The 20,470-nt window shown below is 65.5% G+C and carries 14 protein-coding genes and 1 pseudogene; 7 read left to right on the forward strand and 8 right to left on the reverse strand.

Translation table 11 applies throughout. The features are described from left to right. Nucleotides 1–28 precede the first annotated feature (28 nt). The 3 genes from uvrC to uvrA all read right to left on the reverse strand — a co-directional run bounded on the left by uvrC (nucleotide 29) and on the right by uvrA (nucleotide 5,741). The gene (gene uvrC / locus BCL67_RS07525; protein WP_106122825.1) at nucleotides 29–2,056 is read right to left on the reverse strand and encodes an excinuclease ABC subunit UvrC; all 2,028 of its coding nucleotides are present in this window, start codon (nucleotides 2,054–2,056) and stop codon (nucleotides 29–31) included. Continuing rightward, nucleotides 2,049–2,759 (reverse strand): lysophospholipid acyltransferase family protein, encoded by a 711-nt coding sequence (locus BCL67_RS07530; RefSeq protein ID WP_106122826.1) that lies wholly within the window; start codon nucleotides 2,757–2,759, stop codon nucleotides 2,049–2,051. Before BCL67_RS07530 ends, uvrC begins: the two co-directional genes overlap by 8 nt. A gap of 78 nt (nucleotides 2,760–2,837) precedes the next feature. Further along, nucleotides 2,838–5,741, reverse strand: coding sequence for an excinuclease ABC subunit UvrA (uvrA, locus tag BCL67_RS07535; RefSeq protein ID WP_258174867.1), 2,904 nt, complete (start codon nucleotides 5,739–5,741; stop codon nucleotides 2,838–2,840). A 576-nt stretch (nucleotides 5,742–6,317) separates the two neighbouring features. On the opposite strand from uvrA, the gene BCL67_RS07540 reads away from it, so the two are divergent. The 5 genes from BCL67_RS07540 to BCL67_RS07560 all read left to right on the forward strand — a co-directional run bounded on the left by BCL67_RS07540 (nucleotide 6,318) and on the right by BCL67_RS07560 (nucleotide 13,306). Continuing rightward, on the forward strand, nucleotides 6,318–7,577 hold the full coding sequence (locus BCL67_RS07540; protein ID WP_258174862.1) for a cytosine permease: 1,260 nt from the start codon (nucleotides 6,318–6,320) through the stop codon (nucleotides 7,575–7,577). 170 nt (nucleotides 7,578–7,747) lie between these two features. Continuing rightward, a complete protein-coding gene (locus BCL67_RS07545; protein ID WP_181255925.1) occupies nucleotides 7,748–8,584 on the forward strand; it encodes an HAD hydrolase-like protein in 837 nt (278 codons plus the stop codon). Nucleotides 8,585–8,589: 5 nt separating this feature from the next. Next, complete coding sequence (locus tag BCL67_RS07550; RefSeq protein ID WP_106122828.1) at nucleotides 8,590–9,294, forward strand: MBL fold metallo-hydrolase; 705 nt, start codon at nucleotides 8,590–8,592, stop codon at nucleotides 9,292–9,294. Then, nucleotides 9,273–11,960 (forward strand): DEAD/DEAH box helicase, encoded by a 2,688-nt coding sequence (locus BCL67_RS07555; RefSeq protein WP_106122829.1) that lies wholly within the window; start codon nucleotides 9,273–9,275, stop codon nucleotides 11,958–11,960. Before BCL67_RS07550 ends, BCL67_RS07555 begins: the two co-directional genes overlap by 22 nt. Continuing rightward, entirely contained in the window at nucleotides 11,960–13,306 is a 1,347-nt protein-coding gene (locus tag BCL67_RS07560) for an alpha/beta hydrolase (RefSeq protein WP_258174863.1), read from the forward strand. Before BCL67_RS07555 ends, BCL67_RS07560 begins: the two co-directional genes overlap by 1 nt. Nucleotides 13,307–13,323: 17 nt before the next feature. Here the strand turns inward: BCL67_RS07560 and BCL67_RS07565 are convergent, their stop codons facing one another. Continuing rightward, the gene (locus BCL67_RS07565) at nucleotides 13,324–14,526 is read right to left on the reverse strand and encodes a TerC family protein (protein WP_106122831.1); all 1,203 of its coding nucleotides are present in this window, start codon (nucleotides 14,524–14,526) and stop codon (nucleotides 13,324–13,326) included. Between the two features lie 284 nt (nucleotides 14,527–14,810). Next, complete coding sequence (gene rfbA, locus BCL67_RS07570) at nucleotides 14,811–15,692, reverse strand: glucose-1-phosphate thymidylyltransferase RfbA (protein ID WP_106122832.1); 882 nt, start codon at nucleotides 15,690–15,692, stop codon at nucleotides 14,811–14,813. A 113-nt stretch (nucleotides 15,693–15,805) separates the two neighbouring features. Here rfbA and rfbB point away from each other — a divergent pair, with 113 nt between their 5' ends. Both rfbB and BCL67_RS07580 read left to right on the forward strand, forming a co-directional pair. Next, entirely contained in the window at nucleotides 15,806–16,804 is a 999-nt protein-coding gene (gene rfbB / locus BCL67_RS07575) for a dTDP-glucose 4,6-dehydratase (protein ID WP_106122833.1), read from the forward strand. Nucleotides 16,805–16,837: 33 nt separating this feature from the next. Further along, nucleotides 16,838–18,262, forward strand: a complete 1,425-nt coding sequence (locus tag BCL67_RS07580; RefSeq protein ID WP_106122834.1) for a sugar nucleotide-binding protein — start codon at nucleotides 16,838–16,840, stop codon at nucleotides 18,260–18,262. 213 nt (nucleotides 18,263–18,475) lie between these two features. Here BCL67_RS07580 and BCL67_RS07585 read toward each other — a convergent pair. From BCL67_RS07585 to BCL67_RS07595, 3 genes and pseudogenes are all read right to left on the reverse strand, one after another. Further along, nucleotides 18,476–18,787, reverse strand: a pseudogene (locus BCL67_RS07585) (integrase core domain-containing protein); the annotation flags it as partial. Between the two features lie 7 nt (nucleotides 18,788–18,794). Continuing rightward, the gene (locus BCL67_RS07590; protein WP_106122836.1) at nucleotides 18,795–20,192 is read right to left on the reverse strand and encodes an IS30 family transposase; all 1,398 of its coding nucleotides are present in this window, start codon (nucleotides 20,190–20,192) and stop codon (nucleotides 18,795–18,797) included. A 15-nt stretch (nucleotides 20,193–20,207) separates the two neighbouring features. Continuing rightward, nucleotides 20,208–20,470: IS30 family transposase (locus BCL67_RS07595; protein ID WP_146131107.1), on the reverse strand; the 263-nt coding region annotated here is incomplete at its 5' end.

The raw sequence follows: 20,470 nt of genomic DNA on the forward strand, positions 1-20,470 counted from the left end.
CCGGTTCAGGCCCTGGTTTAGGCCCAGGTCAGACCTCAGCGGCAGGCGTCTCCGCATGCAGGTGGTCGAGGATCTTCTGCGCGGTGCCGCGGCCCATGCCGGGAACCTCGATGATCTCCTCCAGGCTGGCCTTCTTCAGGTTCGCCACCGAGCCGAAGTGCGCGACGACGGCGGCGCGGCGGCTCGACCCCAGGCCCGGCACGTCGTCGAGCGCCGAGGCGGTCATCGCCTTGGACCGCTTGGACCGGTGGTAGGCGATGGCGAAGCGGTGGGCCTCGTCGCGGATCCGCTGCAGCATGTAGAGCGCCTCGGAGGAGCGCGGGAGCACCAGCGGGAAGTCGTCCCCGGGCAGCCAGACCTCTTCGAGGCGCTTGGCCAGGCCGACGACGGGCAGGTCGGTGATCCCGAGGTCATCCAGCGCCTGCCGGGCCACGTTGACCTGCGGCTGGCCGCCGTCGACGACGACCAGGCTGGGCGGATACGCGAAGCGCTCGGCCTCGCGCTCCACCACGGTGGAGTCCTTGGTGCCGACCGTGGAAGCGCCGTCTGCGGCAGACTCCCCCGCAGCAGGCTCCCCCGCAGCAGCTTCGGCCGGGTCAGATGAGTCAGCAACCTCCACCGCGGCCTCCGACTGGGCCTGGTCCTTCAGGTGCCGGGCGAACCGGCGAGTGATCACGTCGTACATCGCGGAGGTGTCATCCCGCGCGGCGTCGCCCTTGATCGCGAAGCGCCGGTAGTCGCGCTTCTTGGAGAGTCCGTCCTCGAGCACCACCATCGAGGCGACCACGTTGGTGCCGGAGGTGTGGGAGATGTCGAAGCATTCGATGCGCAGCAGCGGCTCGGCGGCGCCCAGCGCCTCCTGCAGGTCGCGCAGCGCGGCGGAGCGGGTGGTGATGTCGGAGTTGCGCCGGGACTTGTGCAGCGCCAGCGCCTGGGCGGCGTTCTCCTGCACGGTGCCCAGCAGGGCGGCCTTGTCCCCGCGCTGCGGCACGCGCAGGCTGATCTGCGCCCTGCCCTCGCCCGAGTCGCTGCGCAGCTGGCGCAGCCAGGCGGTCATCTCCTCGGCGTTGTCCGGCAGCGCCGGGACCAGCACCTCGGGCGGGATCCGTTCGGTGTCGGCCATGGAGCCGTAGACCTGCATCAGCAGCTGCTCGACCATCGCGCCGGCGTCGGTCTCCTCGACCTTCTCCACGACCCAGCCGCGCTGGCCGCGGATCCGGCCCTGCCGGACATGGAAGACCTGGGCGGCAGCCTCGAGCTCGTCCTCGGCGAAGGCGAAGATGTCGGCCTCGGTGTCCTCGGAGAGCACCACGGCGTTGCGTTCGAAGACCCGGCGGATGGCCTCGAGGTCGTCGCGGTGCCGGCCGGCGTCCTCGTAGCGCAGCTCGGCCACGGCGGCCTTCATCTGGTTCTCGATCCGCTTCACGTGGGGGCCGGGGCGTCCGGCCATCACCTCGCAGAACTCCTCGGCGAGCTTGCGGTGGTCTTCTTCGCTGATCTGCCCCACGCAGGGCGCGGCGCATTTGCCGATGTAGCCCAGCAGGCACGGCCGGCCGGAGGCCTTGGCGCGCTTGAACACCCCGGCGGAGCAGGAGCGGACCGGGAAGACCCGGAGCATGGTGTCCACGGTCTCGCGGATCGCCTTGGCCGGGTAGAAGGGACCGAAGTACTTCACGCCGGGCTTCTTGTCCCCGCGCATCACCTGGACCCGCGGGTACTTCTCGTTCATGGTGACCGCGAGGTAGGGGTAGGACTTGTCGTCGCGGTACATGATGTTGAACCGCGGGGCGTGCTGCTTGATCCAGGTGTATTCGAGCTGGATCGCTTCGAGCTCGGAGCCGACCACGGTCCATTCCACGCTGGCCGCGGCGTGGACCATGGCGTAGGTCTTAGGGTGCAGCGTGTTGACCCGGGCGAAGTAGGAGTTCAGCCGGGAGCGCAGGTTCTTGGCCTTGCCCACGTAGACCACCCGGCCGTGCGGATCGATGAAGCGGTAGACCCCGGGGGTGGTGGGGATCTCCCCGGTCTTCGGACGGTAGGAGGAGGGATCAGCCATGGTCCTCGGCGGGGGGCGCGTTGTACTTCTCGACCCGCTCCTGGCCGCTCAGCGCAGCGATCGAGTCCATGATCGCTTCGGTGGCGGCCCGGCGGGCGGGCAGCGGGTGCTTCCTGCCCAGCTTCTCGAACTGCAGCGGCTCCCCCACGTGCATCTCGAACTTGGTGGGCCGGATCATCCGGGAGTCCGGCTTCTGCAGCGCCTCGGTGCCGCGCAGCCCGACAGGGACGATGGGCAGCCCGGTGGCCACGGCGAGCCAGCCGACGCCGTTCTTGCCCCGGTAGAGCCGGCCGTCGCGGCTGCGGGTGCCCTCGGGGTAAATCCCGACGCCGTGGCCGGCCTCGGCGATGGCGCCGAGCTCGAAGAGCGCCTCCACCGAGGCGGACTGACGCTGCCGCTCCACCGGGACCGAGCCGACGGATTCGAAGAACAGCTTCATCGCGCGGCCCTTGACCCCGGTCTGGTTGAAGTACTCCGCCTTGGCGAAGAAGCTCACGGTGCGCGGGAACAGCGCCTGGATCAGCACCGAGTCCAGGAAGGAGAGGTGGTTGGACGCGACGATGAACCCGCCGGTGTCCGGGGTGTTCTCCAGTCCGGTGATGACCGGCCGGCAGGACAGCTTCACCGCGATCTCGAAGGTCTTGCGGACCGCATCGTTGGTGGCGACGCGCTGCGACTCCTGCGCCTCGGGGGTGGTGCTCACCTGGTGCCTCCGCTTACTCGCTGATCAGCGACGTCGTCCTGCTGTGTGGAATGGGTGCCGGTCTGTGAACTGGCCCACTCACTTTAGCAGTGCGGCAAGGAATGCGCCCGTGTGCGAGCCGGTCTTCTCCGCGGTGGAGGCGACCTTCTCCGGGGTGCCCTGGGCGACGACGAGCCCGCCGCCGCTGCCCCCTTCGGGGCCGAGGTCGATGACCCAGTCGGAGGACTTGATCACATCGAGGTTGTGCTCGATGGTGATCACGCTGTTGCCCTTCTCGACCAGTCCCTGCAGCACCTGGAGCAGCTTGCGGATGTCCTCGAAGTGCAGACCTGTGGTGGGTTCGTCCAGCACGTAGACGCTGCGCCCGTTGGAGCGGCGCTGCAGCTCCGAGGCGAGCTTCACCCGCTGGGCCTCGCCGCCGGAGAGCGTGGTGGCGGACTGGCCGAGCCGCACGTAGCCCAGCCCGACCTCGACCAGGGTGTTCAGGTGCCGGGCGATCGGGGCGAAGGCGGCGAAGAACTCCGCGGCCTCCTCGATCGGCATGTCGAGCACCTCGGCGATGTTCTTGTTCTTGTACTTCACCTCGAGGGTCTCGCGGTTGTACCGGGCGCCGTGGCAGACCTCGCAGGGCACGTAGACATCCGGCAGGAAGTTCATCTCGATCTTCAGCGTGCCGTCGCCGGAACAGGCCTCGCAGCGGCCGCCCTTGATGTTGAAGGAGAACCGGCCGGGCTGGTAGCCGCGGGTCTTGGACTCCGGCGCCTGGGCGAAGAGCTTGCGGACGTGGTCGAAGACCCCGGTGTAGGTGGCCGGGTTGGAGCGCGGGGTGCGCCCGATCGGTGACTGGTCCACGTGGATCACCTTGTCCAGGTGATCGTCGATCCCGTCGATCCGGCGGTGCCGGCCGGGAACCTGCTTGGCGCCGTTGAGCTTGTTCGCCAAAGACTTGTAGAGGATCTCGTTGATCAGCGTGGACTTGCCGGAGCCGGAGACGCCGGTGACCGAGAGGAAGATCCCCAGCGGGATCTCCACCGAGACCTTGTCCAGGTTATTCTCCTGGGCCTCGACGACCTTGAGCATCCGGGTCTTGTCCACCGGGCGGCGGGTGGCCGGCACCGGGATGCTGCGCCGGCCGGAGAGGTAGTCGCCGGTGATCGAGTGGGTGTTCTCGCGCAACCCCTGCACGGAGCCGGAATGCACGATCTCGCCGCCGCGCTCACCGGCGCCCGGGCCGATGTCCACGATCCAGTCGGCCTCGGCGATGGTGTCCTCGTCGTGCTCCACCACGATCAGGGTGTTGCCGAGGTCGCGCAGCCGGGTGAGCGTCTGGATCAGCCGGGCGTTGTCGCGCTGGTGCAGCCCGATGGAGGGCTCGTCCAGGACGTAGAGCACGCCGACCAGGCCGGAGCCGATCTGGGTGGCGAGCCGGATGCGCTGGGCCTCACCGCCGGAGAGCGTGCCGGCGGCGCGTTCCAGGTTGAGGTAGCTCAGGCCGACGTCGAGCAGGAAGTTCAGCCGGGCCAGGATCTCTTTGAGCACCTGGTCGGCGATGGCGGCGTCGCGGGCGGAGAGCTCCACGGTGGTGAAGAACTCGGCGCACTTGTCCAGCGGGAGCCGGGCGATCTCGGCGATCGAGGCGCCCTGCACGGTGACCGCGAGGGCGGCGGGGTTCAGCCGCTGCCCGTTGCAGGCCGGGCAGGGGACCTGGCGCATGTACTGCGCGTAGCGGTCCCTGGCGTTGTCGGACTCCACCTCGAGGTGCTTGCGCGAGATGTAGGAGAGCACGCCTTCGAAGCCGGTGGAGTAGGTGCGTTCGCGGCCGAAGCGGTTGCGGTACTGCACGACGACCTTGTGGTTGCGGCCGTGCAGCAGCGCCTTCTGCGCCTTCTTGGGCAGGTCCTTCCAGGGGGTGCGCACCGAGAAGTCCAGCTCCTTGGACAGCGCGGTGATCAGCCGGAGCCAGTAGTCCTTGGAGGCCTTGCCCAGCGCCCAGGGGGCGATGGCGCCGTCCTCGAGCGAGAGCGTGTCATCCGGGATGACCAGGTCGATGTCGACCTCGAGGCTGGAGCCGATGCCGGAGCAGACCTCGCAGGCGCCGAAGGGGTTGTTGAAGGAGAAGGAGCGCGGCTCGATCTCGTCGAGCTGCAGCGGGTGCTCGTTCGGGCAGGCCAGGTTCTCGGAGAACGGCCGCTGCTTCGGGCCCTTCAGGCCTTCGGGGACCCGGTCGTTGGTGGGTTCGCCGTCGTCGTCGAGGTCGACAAGGTCGATGACCAGGCGTCCGTCGGCGAGCTTCAGCGCGGTCTCCACCGAGTCGGTGAGCCGCTGACGCATGCCTTCGCGGATCACCAGGCGGTCGATGACCACCTCGATCTGGTGCTTATAGGTCTTCTCCAGCGTGGGCGGCTCGCTGAGCTGGATGATCTCCCCGTCGACGATGGCGCGGGAGAAGCCCTCACTGGCGAGATCGCGGAACAGGTCCTTGAACTCGCCCTTGCGGCCACGGACCACGGGGGCCAGCACCTGGAAGCGGGTCTTCTCGGGGAAGCCGAGGACCTGGTCGACGATCTGCTGCGGGGTCTGGCGTTCGATCTTCTCCCCGCAGGTGGGGCAGTGCGGGACCCCGATCCGGGCCCAGAGCAGGCGCAGGTAGTCGTGGATCTCGGTGACCGTGCCCACGGTGGAGCGGGGGTTCTTCGAGGTGGACTTCTGGTCGATGGAGACCGCTGGGGAGAGGCCCTCGATGAAGTCGATGTCGGGCTTGTCCACCCGGCCCAGGAACTGCCGGGCGTAGGCGGAGAGCGACTCGACGTAGCGGCGCTGGCCCTCGGCGAAGATGGTGTCGAAGGCGAGCGAGGACTTGCCGGAGCCGGAGAGGCCGGTGAAGACGATGAACGAGTTGCGCGGCAACTCGACGGTGACGTCCTTGAGGTTGTGCTCGCGGGCACCCTGGACCACGATCCGGTCCGCCTCGGCACGACCGATCGTGCCGTTGGTGGCGGATTTTCGTCGCGCACCCTCGGCGTAATAGTCGTCCACGGATTCGATGATCGCTGTTTCTGCTGCTCGCTCTGACACGTCGTTCAGTGTAGAACCCCTGACGCGCTCGAACAAACGTTCGAAGCGAGGGCGGGGTGGGGGCCGCGGGTGTGTTTCATTCGTTGCAGGAGTCCCTAAACGGTGATGCCGAACGTTTCACCGAGGCTAGTCTCGCTGTGCATCCACCCCTCCCCCGCGCCACGCTCACCCCGGAGATCACAGTGACTCAGACCGCCCACACCACCCACCAGTCTCCCCCTGCGCAGCGCACGGCACCGCACCCCGCCCTGCACAACAAGGACCTCGGACCCGTCGGCCCGGATGAGAAGCGCTGGGGCTGGTTCGAGATCTCCAACGTCTGGACCAATGACGTGCAGTCCCTGGCCGGGTACACCCTGGCAGCCTCGCTGTTCATCGGCGCCGGGATCAACGGCTGGTACGTCTTCGCCGCGATCATCCTCGCCGGGGTCTTCGTGAACTGGCTGGTCAACCTCTCCGGCACCCCCGAGCGTCCGGCACGGCGTGCCCTATGCGGTGATGGCCCGGCCCTCGAGGGGCGTGCTGGGCGCCCGGTTCCCCGCGATGGTCCGCGGCGTGGTGGCGATCTTCTGGTACGGCGCGCAGACCTACTTCGCCTCCACCGCGGTGGCCCTGGCGTTCAACGCCGCGCTGGGCAGCCCGCAGACCGGCAGCTTCCTGGGCCTGGACGCGATCGGCTGGGTCTCCTATGTGATCGTCGCGCTGATCCAGGTCTGGCTGTTCACCCGCGGGATCGGCACCATCGCCAAGTTCCTGAACTTCGCCGGGCCCGCGGTCTACGTGGTGATGACGGTGCTGCTGATCGTGATCTGGGTCCGCGCCGGGTCCGACCTGCTCCCGGCGGTGGGCACGATCTTCAGCAACCAGGACGTCACCGGCTGGGCCGCGATCTCGGCCTTCGTCGGGGTGGTCGGCACCATGGTGGCCTACTTCGCCGCGGTGATCATCAACTTCGGCGACTTCTCCCGCTTCTCCAAGACCGAACGCTCCATGCGGATCGGCAACTTCACCGGACTGCCGATCTCGCTGGCCTTCTTCACGTTCCTGTCACTGTTCATCACCGCCGGCGCCTATGTGGTGTTCCAGGGCGGCACCGGGGAACCGCTGGACAACCCGACCGACATCGTCGCGCAGACCGAGTCCGTGATCCTGGCGATCGTCGCGGCGATCACCTTCCTGCTGGCCACCGTGGGCATCAACCTGGTCGCCAACTTCATCCCCACCGTGGGCATCAACCTGGTCGCCAACTTCATCCCGCCGGCCTATGACCTAGCGAACCTGGCCCCGCAGAAGATCAGCTTCCGCACCGGCGGCTACATCACCGCGGTCATCGGGTTCATCATCGGCGCGCTCTGGGTCGCGGTGATCGAACAGATCGGGCTGCCCACCTTCGTGGACACGCTCGGCGCGCTGCTGGCCCCGCTCTATGGGGTGCTGATCGTGGACTACTACATCATCCGGCGCAGCCAGATCTCCACACCGGACCTGTTCAGCATGGATCCGGCCGGACCGTACTACTACACCCGCGGCTGGAACCTGCGCGCGATCGCGGCCTTCGGCGTCGCGGCGATCTTCGCGGTGCTCACGGTCTGGGTCCCGGCGCTGGCCGGCCTGGCCGGGTTCGCGTGGATCATCGGCGCGGCCCTGGGCGGACTATTCCACTGGCTGGTGATGCGCGGACAGGCCACTGCCGGAGCACAGAGCACCCAGCAGACGACGACGCCGGCCGCCGCTCCCCGGTGACGCTGACTCCCAGTGATCCGGCCTCCCGGTGAGGCCCCCGTTGAGGGGCGGATTCCCCGAGTACCTGCTACGGATTTCATGCCCAGGTATTCGAACATTCCGCCCCTCAAAAGAGGTGTTCTTGATCACGCTGGGGACTCCGCACAATGCGACCATGTGAGAATGGCCCCGTGATCTCTGACTCTCTCACCGCCTCCGCCGCCGTCCGCTCCGACGATGTGGTCGTCACCGCTCCCGATATCCGGGCGGTCCTCTTCGACCTCGACGGCACCCTGGTGGACCCGGCCGGGGCGATCACGCTGGGCATCGTCCACGCGCTGAACGTGCACGGGATCGAGATCCCGGACCAGGAGGTGCTGGACTCCTTCGTCGGCCCGCCGCTGGCCACCTCGCTGGCCAGCCTGCCCGGGGTCACCGAGGCGATGATCCCCTCGATCGTGGAGGAGTACCGGCAGCGCTACCTGGCCGAGGGCATGCAGGCCAGCCGGGTCTACCCGGGCATCGAGGACCTGCTGCGCACGCTCAACGCCGCCGGCGTGGTCTGCGCGGTGGCCACCTCGAAGCCCACCGGTCTGGCCGAGCGGCTGCTGAGCATCCAAGGCATCCGCGACCACTTCGCTGCGGTGGCAGGGTCTCCGGAGGACGAGTCGATCCCGCACGCCGGCAAGGGCCCGATCCTCGGGGCCGCGCTGGAGGCGATCGGCCTGGAGCCCGCAGACGGCCCGCTCGCGGAGACCTCACCGCAGGCCAAGGTGGTCATGGTCGGTGACCGGATCTTCGACGTGGACGGCGCCGCCGCCCACGGACTGTCCTGCATCGGGGTGCGCTGGGGCTACGCGCCGGCTGGTGAGCTGGAGCAGGCCGGCGCGCGCCCGATCGTGAGCACCGCCGAACGCCTCGAGGAGGCGCTGGTCTCCGCCGGGATCCTGGTCCCGGTCAAGCAGCCGGCCTATGCGCCGGGGTACGTCCGTTTCGTGGTTCCGCAGGGTCGCCGCACCTTAGACTGACCCTTATGGCCTCTGACAGTTCTCTGCTCTACGATCTCCCCGCAATCACGCTGCGCCGCATCTCGGTCTCCGAGATGAACAACAACGTGTATCTGCTCACCGCGAAGAAGTCGGGGGTCCAGGTGCTGATCGATGCCGCCGACGACGCCGGGGCCATCCGGGGTCTGCTCGCATCCGCCGCCCAGGACACTCCCTGCCCGCTGGAGCTGACCGCGGTGCTCACCACGCACTCGCACTGGGATCACATCCGGGCGCTCGAAGAGCTGCTCAGCTCCCCCGCCGGCGGTGTGGGAACCGGCGCAGCAGCCGCCGCCCGCCCGGAGTCCGCCGCCGGCGCCGAGGACGCGCCCGCCATCGAGGCCGAGAAGAACGTCAGCATCGACCGGCGGCTCAGCCACGGCGAGAGCCTCTCCTATGACGGCATCGACCTGGCCGTGATCCACCTGCGCGGCCACACCCCCGGGTCCATGGCCTTCGTCTACCGGGTGGAGGACGGCCCCACCCACATCTTCACCGGCGACTCGCTCTTCCCCGGCGGCGTCGGCAAGACCTGGGCAGCCGAAGACTTCACCACCCTGCTCGATGACGTCGAGGCCCGACTCTTCGAGGTCTACGAGGATGACACGATCATCCACCCCGGCCACGGCGACCCCACGACGTTGGGCGCCGAACGCGCCCAGCTCCCCGCATGGCGGGAACGCGGCTGGTGAGCCCGGTGAGTGCTGCCACAGCATCCAAACGACTGCACAAGCTCGAACCCGCCGAGGGAACAGACGGCCCCGCCGGACCGGAGGAGCTCTACGCGGCCTTCGAGGCCTGGACCCAGACCCAGGGGATCACGCTCTACCCCGCGCAGCAGGACGCCATCCTGGAGCTCGCCGACGGCCAGCACGTCATCATGGCCACCCCCACCGGGTCCGGCAAGTCCCTGGTCGCCACCGCGGCGCACTTCTTCGCGCTCTCCCGCGGCGAACGCAGCGTCTACACCGCCCCGATCAAGGCGCTGGTCTCGGAGAAGTTCTTCTCCCTGGTGGAGATCTTCGGCGCCGAGAACGTCGGGATGGTCACCGGTGACTCCTCGGTCAACGCCGGCGCCCCGATCGTCTGCTGCACCGCGGAGATCCTCGCCAATGAGGCGCTGCGCGACGGCCGTGACGCCAATGTGGGCCCGGTGATCATGGACGAGTTCCACTTCTACGCCGATCCGCAGCGCGGCTGGGCCTGGCAGGTCCCGCTGCTGGAGCTCACCGGTCGCGCCGAGCCCGGCACCCCCGGACACGGCGCCTCCGGCAGCCGGGCGCAGTTCCTGCTGATGTCCGCCACCCTGGGCGACACCTCCCGGTTCGAGGCCCGGCTGAGCGAAGGGACCGGGCGCGACGTCGTCACGGTCTCCAGCGCCGAGCGTCCGGTGCCGCTGAGCTACGAGTACTCCGTCACCGCGCTGCAGACCAAGCTCGAGGAGCTGGTCAGCACGCACCAGGCCCCGGTCTACGTGGTGCACTTCTCCCAGCGTGAGGCGGCCGAGCGCGCCGTCGGCCTGGCCTCGCTCAACGTGGTCTCCAAGGAGGAGCGTGAGCTGATCCGGGTGAAGCTGGAGACCTTCCGGTTCGCGGCAGGCTTCGGCAAGACGCTGAACCGGCTGCTCCGCGCCGGGATCGGCGTGCACCACGCCGGCATGCTGCCCAAATACCGCCGGCTGGTCGAGCAGCTCGCCCAGCAGGGCCTGCTGAAGGTCATCTGCGGCACCGACACCCTCGGGGTCGGGATCAACGTGCCGATCCGCACGGTGCTGCTGACCGCGCTGAGCAAATACGACGGCACCCGCACCCGGCAGCTCAATGCCCGCGAGTTCCACCAGATCGCCGGTCGCGCCGGCCGGGCCGGGTTCGACACCCACGGCACCGTGGTGGTTCAGGCGCCAGAGCATGTGATCGAGAACAACGCCTCGATCGAGAAGGCCCGCGCCAAGCACGGCGACGATGAGAAGAAGGTCTCCCAGGCGATCCGCTCGGCCGGGAAGAAGAAGCCGCGCGACGGGTTCGTCTCCTGGTCCGATAAGACCTTCGAGCGGATCATCACCGCCACCCCGGAACCGATGGTCTCCCGGATGAAGGTCAGCTACTCGATGGTGCTGCACCTGCTGGAGCGGCCCGAGGACCCGATCCGGGCGATGCGCCGGATGATCCTCGCCGCCGATGAGACCCCGGCCCGGAAGGCCCAGCTGCAGCGTCAGGCGCTGCAGATCCTGCGCGAGCTGCTCACCGCCGGTGTGCTCGAGCGCCTGGAGCGGCCGGACGAGGACGGCCGTACCGTGGACCTGACCCTGGACCTGCAGGACAACTTCGCGCTGAACCAGCCGCTGGCGCCCTTCGCGGTGGCCGCGGTGGAGCTGCTCGACGTCGAGTCTGAGTCCTACGCCCACGATGTGATCAGCGTGATCGAATCCATCCTGGAGACCCCGCACCAGATCACCGGCGCCCAGGTGAAGCAGCTGAAGGCGGAGAAGATCGGCGAGCTCAAGGCCGAGGGGGTGGAGTATGTGGACCGGATGCGGATCCTCGATGAGCTCACCCACCCGATGCCGCTGGCCGAGCTGCTCACCCAGCAGTTCGAGATCTACCGCACCGGCGCCCCCTGGGTGTCCGACCATGCGCTGCAGCCGAAATCGGTGGTCCGCGACATGCTCGAGCGCGCCTTCGACTTCACCACTATGGTCAACCACTACCAGATCGCCCGCTCCGAGGGCGTGCTGCTGCGCTACCTCAGCGACGCCTATAAGGCGCTGAAGCAGACGGTCCCGGAGAACCGGCTCACCGAGGAGCTCGAGGACCTGCTCGCCTGGCTCGGCGAGGTGGTCCGGCAGACCGACAGCTCGCTGCTGGAGGAATGGGAGCGGCTCCAGGCCGGGGATGCCCCGGAGAAGCTGGCCGAGCTGGCCGCCATGGAGGCGGACATCTCCGCGCTGGATCACCCGGACCGGGTCACCGCCAACACCCGGGCGTTCAAGGTGATGGTGCGCAACGCATTGTTCCTGCGCGCGGAGCTCTTCGCCGAGGAGAAGGAGGCGAAGCTCGCCGAGCTCGACGCTGAGCACGGCTGGGACAAGGACCGCTGGGGTCAGGCGCTGGACGCCTACTTCGAGATCTACGAAGAGGTCTACATCGACGCCCAGTCCCGCGGGCCGTCCCTGGTCCGGATCGACGTCTCCCCGAAGGACACCCCGGATCCGGAACGCCGCTTCTGGCGGGCCGTGCAGGTCCTGGATGACCCGGAATCGAATCACGACTGGGGCATCCACGCCTGGATCGACCTCACCGCCTCCGATGAGACCGGGGCACCCGTGGTGATCATGGACCGGGTCGGCGAACTGGGATGATGGCAGCCGGGCCCAGCACCGCCGGAGTGACCTCCACGCTGATCGACGGCACCCTGATCACCGACCACTGGTTGGAGGTCCCGCTGGTTCACTCAGCAGTGATGAACCCCCAAGCGCGCGACGGCGAGGCGATCCGGATCTACGCCCGCGAGTTCGTCGCCGCAGAGGCGGCCGCGCAGGGCCGGGAGCATGTGGAGTCGCTCCCCTGGCTGCTGTATCTGCAGGGCGGGCCCGGCGGGAAGGGCAGCCGGCCGGCGAAGCTGGGAGGCTGGATGGCCGAGGCTGGAGCGAGGTTCCGGATTCTGATGCTGGACCAGCGCGGCACCGGACTCTCCACTCCCCTGACTCGGCACTCGCTTGAGCTGAGGGGCGACGCCGCCACCCAGGCCGCGTATATGCGGCACTTCCGGGCAGATTCGATCGTGGCCGACGCCGAAGCGTTCCGCCGCGCACTGGGCCTGACGTCCTGGAGCGTGCTGGGCCAGAGCTTCGGCGGGTTCTGCACGCTGAGCTACCTCTCCTTCGCGCCGGAGTCCCTGGACCGCGCGCTCATCACTGGCGGTTTGGCCCCGCTCTCCGGCCACGCGGACCGGGTCTACCGCGCCACCTACGCCAAGATGCGCACCCGGAACTATGAGCACTTCGGCCGGTTCCCGCAGGACCGGGAGATCCTCGACGCGGTCTTCGCGCACCTGCGCACGCACCGGGTGCAGCTGCTCGACGGCTCCGCGCTGACCCCGGCCCGGTTTCAGCTGGTCGGGATGCTGCTGGGCGGCAATACCCGGGCCGATTCGCTGCACTACCTGCTCGAAGAGGCGTTCACCGGGCCTGATCAGACCCAGCTGTCTGACACCTTCCTGGCCGCGGTGGGCCAGCAGCTGTCCTTTGCCGCGAACCCGATGTACGCGGTGATGCATGAATCCATCTACGGCCAGCCCGCCGGGCGCACCGACGGCCGCGCGGCCACCGGCTGGGCCGCCCAGCGGGTGGCCGCCGAGTTCCCGGAGTTCGACGCGGCGGGCGCCTCTCCGCTGCTGCTGGGCGAGATGATCCTGCGCGAACACCTGCTCCTGGACCCTGCCCTCACCCCGCTGGTGGACGCCGCGGATCTGCTGGCCGGCGTAGAGGACTGGGAGCCGCTCTATGACCTCGAGCAGCTGCGCCGCAACCGGGTGCCCACCGCCGCGGCGCTCTACACCGATGACGTCTATGTGGCTCGAGAGCTCTCCTGGGAGACCGCGGACCTGGTCGGCGGGATCAGCGTCTGGGAGACCAGCGAGTTCCACCACGACGGGCTGGGCGACGACGGCGCCCGGGTCTTTGGTGAGCTGCTGAAACGCACCTGAGGCTCATCTGATCCGGCTCACTTGACTCCGGTGCGCAGCCCGCGGGCCTTTTCCAGCAGCGCGACGTAGTTGCCGCGATGTTCGATCAGGTCGGCCTGGTACTTCTCGGGGACGTTCGCGACCTTCGCGGACCAGTAGTCGGACTTCTCGGCGGTCTTGATCAGGCTGAACTCGCGGTCCTCGGGCGCCTTCTCGGAGAGGTCCACGTAGCGCTGGCTGTACTTCTCGGCGTTCTGGATGGCGCGCAGAGCGCGACCCTTCGGTGCCAGCAGCGAGGCGACCACGGTGATGATCAAGACGCCCACGATGACCAGCAGCGAGAGCCCGGTGGTGATCTCCACGACGGAGACGTCCTCACCGTTGTTGATGAACGGCAGGTTGTTGTCGTGCAGCGCGTGGATCATCAGCTTGACGCCGATGAAGCCCAGGATGAGTGCCAGGCCGTAGGAGAGGTAGATGAGCCGGTCCAGCAGACCGTCGATCAGGAAGTAGAGCTGACGTAGACCCATCAGGGAGAAAGCTGTAGCGGCGAAGACGATGAAGGGCTCCTGGGTGAGCCCGTAGATGGCCGGGATCGAGTCCACGGCGAAGAGCAGGTCGGTGCCGCCGATGGCGAGCATCACCAGCAGCATCGGGGTGAACATGCGCTTGCCGTCGATGCGGGTGGTCAGCTTGTCGCCGTGGAAGTCATCGGTGGTGTTCAGGTGCCGGCGGGCGAAGCGGATGATGAAGTTATCCGCCTCGTCTCCCCCGGAGTCCCCGGCGAGCTCCTTCTTGAGCAGCTGTCCGGCGGTCATCAGCAGGATGATGCCGAAGAGGTAGAAGACGTCGCTCCAGAGGCTGATCAGCCCGGCGCCGATGAAGATGAACCCGCTTCGCGCGATCAGCGCGAAGACGATGCCGAAGAGCAGCACCTTCTGCTGGTACTCCCGGGGGACGTTGAAGCTGCCCATGATGACCAGGAAGACGAAGAGGTTGTCCACCGAGAGCGCCTTCTCGGTGACATAGCCGGCGTAGTACTCGGTGGCCATCTCTGGGTAGCCCAGGGCGAAGAAGCCGAGGCCGAAGAGCAGGGCCACGCCCACGTAGAAGGCGGACCAGAGGGCGGCCTCTTTGATGGTGGGGGTGTGCGCCTTGCGCACGTGGAAGACGAAGTCGAAGAGCAGCAGACCGATGATCAGCGCAAGCGTGACGGTCCAGACCAATGGGGAGATCTCCATGAAGGAGCCTTTCGCGAAGATGGGTACAACCCTGACATCGCGAGTCTCTCCGCCTGAGTCCAGGCCTCTGTGTCCGGCGAGGCGACGTTGCCTCGCGTGCTGACGACCACAGTGTTAGGGATACTCCCCCACGCTTGGATGATGATACACCGAACCAACTCGGTCGAACCGCTGCTTCAAAACCTTCGACTGAGCATCAAGACGGGACGTCGGGTCGGCGTGCCACAAGTCTTCTGCATGTGGACCCTCACATTCCGCGAAGACTGCTCATACCGCGCTCAGCCTCAGAACGCGGGACCCTTGGCCCGGTCCATGAGGTACTGACCGTAGTCAGTCTTCTTGAGGGCCTTCCCCGCAGCCATCAGTTGATCCCTAGTAAGCCATCCCTGTTGCCAGCCGATCTCTTCCAGGCACGCAATCTTGAGTCCCTGCCGATGTTCAACCGTTTGGACGTACTGTCCAGCTTCGATGAGGCTGTCATGCGTGCCTGTATCAAGCCACGCAAAACCGCGCCCGAGGCGTTCCACGGTAAGGGTGCCGCGTTCCAGATATGCGTTGTTGACACTAGTGATCTCCAGTTCCCCCCGCGGAGAGGGAACAACTTGCTTCGCGATCTCGATTACCTCGTTGTCGTAGAAGTAGAGGCCTGTCACTGCATAGGGCGACTTGGGCGATTTCGGCTTCTCCTCGATTGACAACGCGCGACCCTGATCGTCGAACTCGATCACGCCGAAGCGTTCTGGGTCCTTCACTAGGTATCCGAACACGGTAGCCCCAACTTCACGGGACGAAGCTCTGTGTAGCTGTTCTGAGAAGTGCTGTCCGTGAAAGATGTTGTCCCCAAGAACGAGGCAAACGGGGTCACTCCCGATGAAATCTTCGCCAATGAGAAACGCCTGCGCCAGGCCTTCCGGCTTGGGCTGCTCGGCGTACTCGAAGCGGATCCCGAAATCCTCGCCGGTCCCGAGAAGCTTACGATACTGCGGTAAATCTTCCGGTGTGGAAATGATCAAGATTTCCTGAATACCAGCAAGCATGAGAACTGATACTGGGTGGTAGATCATGGGCTTGTCGTAGACCGGTAGAAGCTGCTTCGATACACCCCTCGTAACTGGATGCAGCCTGGTCCCGGAGCCCCCGGCGAGAATTATGCCCTTGCGTGCCATATCGTTTTACGTCCCCCAAGAATCGACGTGAGCATCAACAGTTCACATACTACTTCGGACGCCCGTCGAAGTGTTGAACCTCAGATCCACCGTTGGACCAATAGAGTGGGTCCATGAGCACACTTTTGGTCACCGGCGGGGCCGGTTTTATCGGCTCAAACTTCGTCCACTATGTTCTGAGTCACACCAGTCACCGAGTCGTCGTCCTCGACGCGCTCACGTACGCGAGTTCAGGGTCTGCACTCCAGGGTCTTCCTGCCGACAGAGTAGAACTGGTAGTCGGGGATATCTCAGATGCCGCGCTCGTGGGGGATCTTGCACGGACGGCAGACGCAGTAGTCCACTACGCGGCGGAGACCCACAACGACAACTCGTTGGTCGATCCTGCTCCATTCGTGCAGACCAACATCGTGGGAACATACACGCTCCTCGAAGCGGCGCGGCTACATGGAACTCGCTTCCACCACATTTCGACAGACGAGGTCTACGGAGACCTCCCGCTGGACGATCCCGCGAAGTTCACGGCGGACACGCCGTATAACCCATCCTCACCCTATTCCTCCACCAAGGCCGGCTCAGACCTGTTGGTGCGTGCCTGGGTGAGGTCATTCGGACTCGAAGCGACCATCTCGAACTGCTCGAACAACTACGGACCACGGCAGCACGTCGAGAAGTTCATTCCCCGTCAGATCACCAACGTCATCGACGGTGTGCGCCCTCGCCTTTACGGCAAGGGTGAGAATGTTCGCGATTGGATACACGCTGATGACCATTCCTCAGCGGTGCTTCGCATCCTCGAGCACGGACGACCAGGCGAGACTTACCTGATCGGTGCGGACGGCGAGAAGAACAACATGGAAGTGATCCGAGCAATCCTGACGGAAATGGGGCAAGACCCCTCGGCATACGACCATGTCGCAGATCGCCCAGGACACGACCTCCGGTACGCGATCGACGCAAGCAAGCTCCGGGATGAGCTCGGATGGACGCCCGAGTTCACAGACTTTGAAGCAGGCCTCAGAGACACCATCGAGTGGTATCGCAAGAATGAGGATTGGTGGCGAGAACAAAAGGCAGCGGCAGAGGCTAAGTACGCGAATACAGGGCACTGACCAAGACAGAGTTGAATAGAAGGCGGCCACGACATGACTGAAGTACCCACTCGCAAGACTCTGTCCGTGAGGGATACACCGATCCCTGGGTTCAAGGTGATTGACCTGCCCGTCCACGGAGACAACCGTGGTTGGTTCAAAGAGAACTGGCAACGCCAGAAGATGACCGACCTGGGTCTTCCGGACTTTGGCCCGGTGCAGAACAACATCTCTTTCAATGCCTCGCCCGGAGTTACCCGTGGCATTCACGCTGAACCATGGGACAAGTACGTCTCAGTGGCCACCGGCCGTGTCTTCGGAGCCTGGGTGGACCTGCGCGAAGGTAAATCCTTTGGAGCGACGTACTGGTGTGAGATCGACCCCTCCGTGGCGGTTTTCGTTCCGCGAGGCGTTGGCAACGCTTTTCAGGCACTGGATGAGAACACGGCATATACCTACCTGGTCAACGACCATTGGTCGGCCGAGGCACAGAGTAACTACACCTTCCTGAACGTCGCGGACGACACGGCCTCCATTCCGTGGCCGCTTGGCCTAGAAAATGTCGAGCTCTCGCAGAAGGACCTCGCCCATCCGAGGCTTGAGGACGTCACCCCCATGAAGCCGCTCAAGACACTCGTGATCGGCGCGACCGGTCAGCTCGGTCGCGCCTTGACCGAATTATGGGCCGACCGGGAAGACGTAGACATCGTGGGACGCGACATCATTGACCTAGCCCACCCGGAGACCCTCGCAGCCATCAAGTGGTCGACCTACAGCACCATTGTAAACGCGGCTGCCTATACCGCAGTAGACGAGGCAGAAACCACCAGCGGGCGCGCTCAGGCATGGGCGGTCAACGCAGCTGGGCCAGCACGTCTAGCTCGGATCGCATCGGAACACAACCTGACGCTAGTGCATGTCTCCACGGACTACGTCTTTGATGGGACTGAGACCTCGCACACTGAAGAAGAACCTTTCACTCCACTGGGCGTCTACGGTCAGTCGAAGGCTGCAGGCGACTACTCCGTGGGCACCACGAAAAAACATTACATTCTGCGCACATCGTGGGTAATCGGCGACGGCAACAACTTCGTGAAGACGATGGAGTCCCTGGCGGACCGGGGCGTCCGCCCATCCGTGGTTGCTGACCAGTTCGGGAGACTTAGCTTCGCCTCCGAGATAGCACGTGCAATAAACCATCTTCTCGGTGTCCGAGCCCGGTATGGAACCTACAACGTCACTAACTCCGGAAAGACTGTCAGTTGGTCCGAAGTCGCTAAGAGAGTCTTCGAGCTCACCGGCCATAGTGCCGAACGCGTGACGCCAGTCAGCAGCGCAGAATTCTTCGCAGGCAAACACGGCGTGGCGCCGCGACCAACTAACAGCGTCATGGACCTCGCAAAGCTCTTGGCCACTGGATTCACCCCAATCGGCCAGTTTGAAATGCTCAAAGCGTATTTGTCGTCTACAAACGTCTGAGTTTCCGATGGTCAACCCCCGCTCTTAACGAGTTGGAATTTCACAGATTCTGTAGATCCTGAGCACAGGAGTTCCACCTGGGACCTAGACGCTAGCCAGCGTACTCGTCCGCTACCGGGGTCAAGCTATACCGGCTCATCGCAGATGAGGGTGTAGTAGCGGTCTGAAGCCACCAGTGTCTAGCAATGAAGCGTCCCAGGTTCTCTGCCGCTGTTACACGGGCTGCGGCTCACTCACATTAGCTGCGTAGTAAGCGCGCTCGTACTCTACCGGGGTCAGGTTTCCCCTCGCCCCGTGGAGGCGACGGTTGTTCCACCAATCGACCCAGCCAGCAGTGGCGAACTCGACGTCTGCCAACTGCCGATAGGGCCCTTCATGGAAGACATCGGTGCGGATGCACTCAGTCTTGAACAACCCGATGATGGACTCCATCAGGCTGTTGTCATAGGCATCACCGACGGTGCCGATCGAAGGACGAATGCCTTCGATCTCTAGATGCTCGGTGAAACGCACCGAGGTGTACTGGCCGTATTCAACCGATCGTCGCAACAGTCTGTTGTTGCACTGAGCGTAGTTGATCGGCGAAGGCCTCAGCTGGGGTGCGCCACCCCAGTATGCCGCGAGGCCTATTGTTCAGGGCCGTGGCGATGGCTGCGATCTCATCGGCGTTCCATCTGGAGAGATCAGTACCTTTCGGGAAGTACTGCCGCAGGAGACCATTGAGGTGTTCGTTGGAGCCACGCTGCCAGGGACTCTTCGCGTCGGCGAAGTAGACGGGCAGTCCAGTCTCTCTTGTCAGCAGCGCATGAGCAGAGAGTTCTTTTCCCCGGTCCCAAGTCAGAGAACGGCGCAACTGCTCGGGCAGCGGCGTGATCGATCTCGCCAGCGCGTCCTTCATGGTCAGTGCGCCGTAGCCCGCCAGTGCCGGGCCGTTCTTCGTCGGACGGATCATCCCGTATCCGGTCTGGCGCGGTAAATGAACCAGCATCGCGTAGCGGGTGGTGCGCTCGATCAACGTGGCGACCGCTGAACGCTTCAACCCGATGATCAGGTCCCCTTCCCAATGCCCGGCGATCTTGCGGTCTTCGACCTCCGCAGGGCGCTTGTTCAACACCGTTTCCTCGGTGACGTGAGCCCAGGCTTGTTGCCGGGTTCTCGCCCGCGGCGTCCGCTTAGCCCGGCCTCGGCGCAGATGCCAGGACTGCTTGCGCTCAAGGCCGCCGCGGCCCTCGACGTATAACGCCTGGTAGATCGCCTCATGAGAGATGCGCATCGATTCATCCTCGGGAAAGTCGAGGCGAAGGCGCTGAGCGATCTGCTGTGGGCTCCAGCCCGTGACCCATTCTCGGTCACCGCGGTGAGGTTTGTTCTTACCTCCCCAGACCGGCCCGACGGGGCCGACGATCTCACCATCGGCGGTGAGGATCTCACCGCTGAGCTTGTCCTGGACATACTGGCGCAACTGGTGGTGGGTGACCATCTTCGCGGTCTTGGGCCGCTTTGCCCGGCGTTCTGCGTGCCACTGAGCCGTTGATGCCTTGTACTCCAGTCGGTAGGTGCGAGTGGAGGCGTTGCGGCGCAGCTCCCGAGAGATGGTCGACGGGCTGCGGCCCAGCCGCTTCGCGATGTCCCGGACTCCGACCTGTTGGGCTCGCCATAGCGCGATGTCCTCACGCTCCGCGGAGGAGAGGTATCGTCCGGAGGTGGTGGGTGCCAGTCGTGGATTCACACCACCAGCATGCTTGAACCAGCGGTGAGCTACCGGCTCTGAAACCCCAGCGGCGACCGCGGCTTCTCGAGTCTTCGCGCCGGCCGCGATAGCTTCCCAGAAGCGGACTCTGTCCTGACGCCAGGCGATGCTGGGGCGTCCTGGCGAGAACATGAGCCCTCGTTCTTCCCTGATCTTCTTTTGTCTCGGGCTAGTGCCCATCGAACACCGGCGAATTCATGCGGTGAGCGCAACACCGGTTTGATTCTCTGGACCTGAGAGTATCCCGTCGAGGACCTCTGCCGGAGTTCGGTAGCCGTGGCGCTTTCGGGGCCGGCTGTTCAATTCCGCAGCGACGTTCTCAAGGATCCCTGGTCCATGGAACGACAGGTCAGTGCCCTTCGGGAAGTACTGTCGTAAGAGCCCGTTGGTGTTCTCGTTGGTGCCCCGCTGCCAGGGCGAGTGCGGGTCACAGAAGTAGATCGGCATACCGGTGGCCA

Origin of the sequence: Nesterenkonia sandarakina (assembly GCF_003003175.1) — a bacterium.
Classification (GTDB): domain Bacteria; phylum Actinomycetota; class Actinomycetes; order Actinomycetales; family Micrococcaceae; genus Nesterenkonia; species Nesterenkonia sandarakina_A.

Excerpts from the sequence above, each read along its gene's own strand:
- BCL67_RS07560 (WP_258174863.1), top strand. The coding sequence starts at position 11,960 with ATGGCAGCCGGGCCCAGCACCGCCGGAGTGACCTCCACGCTGATCGAC.
- BCL67_RS07555 (WP_106122829.1), top strand. The coding sequence starts at position 9,273 with ATGGCGGGAACGCGGCTGGTGAGCCCGGTGAGTGCTGCCACAGCATCC.
- rfbA (WP_106122832.1), bottom strand. The coding sequence starts at position 15,692 with ATGGCACGCAAGGGCATAATTCTCGCCGGGGGCTCCGGGACCAGGCTG.
- rfbB (WP_106122833.1), top strand. The coding sequence starts at position 15,806 with ATGAGCACACTTTTGGTCACCGGCGGGGCCGGTTTTATCGGCTCAAAC.
- BCL67_RS07590 (WP_106122836.1), bottom strand. The coding sequence starts at position 20,192 with ATGGGCACTAGCCCGAGACAAAAGAAGATCAGGGAAGAACGAGGGCTC.
- BCL67_RS07580 (WP_106122834.1), top strand. The coding sequence starts at position 16,838 with ATGACTGAAGTACCCACTCGCAAGACTCTGTCCGTGAGGGATACACCG.
- uvrC (WP_106122825.1), bottom strand. The coding sequence starts at position 2,056 with ATGGCTGATCCCTCCTCCTACCGTCCGAAGACCGGGGAGATCCCCACC.
- BCL67_RS07550 (WP_106122828.1), top strand. The coding sequence starts at position 8,590 with ATGGCCTCTGACAGTTCTCTGCTCTACGATCTCCCCGCAATCACGCTG.
- BCL67_RS07565 (WP_106122831.1), bottom strand. The coding sequence starts at position 14,526 with ATGGAGATCTCCCCATTGGTCTGGACCGTCACGCTTGCGCTGATCATC.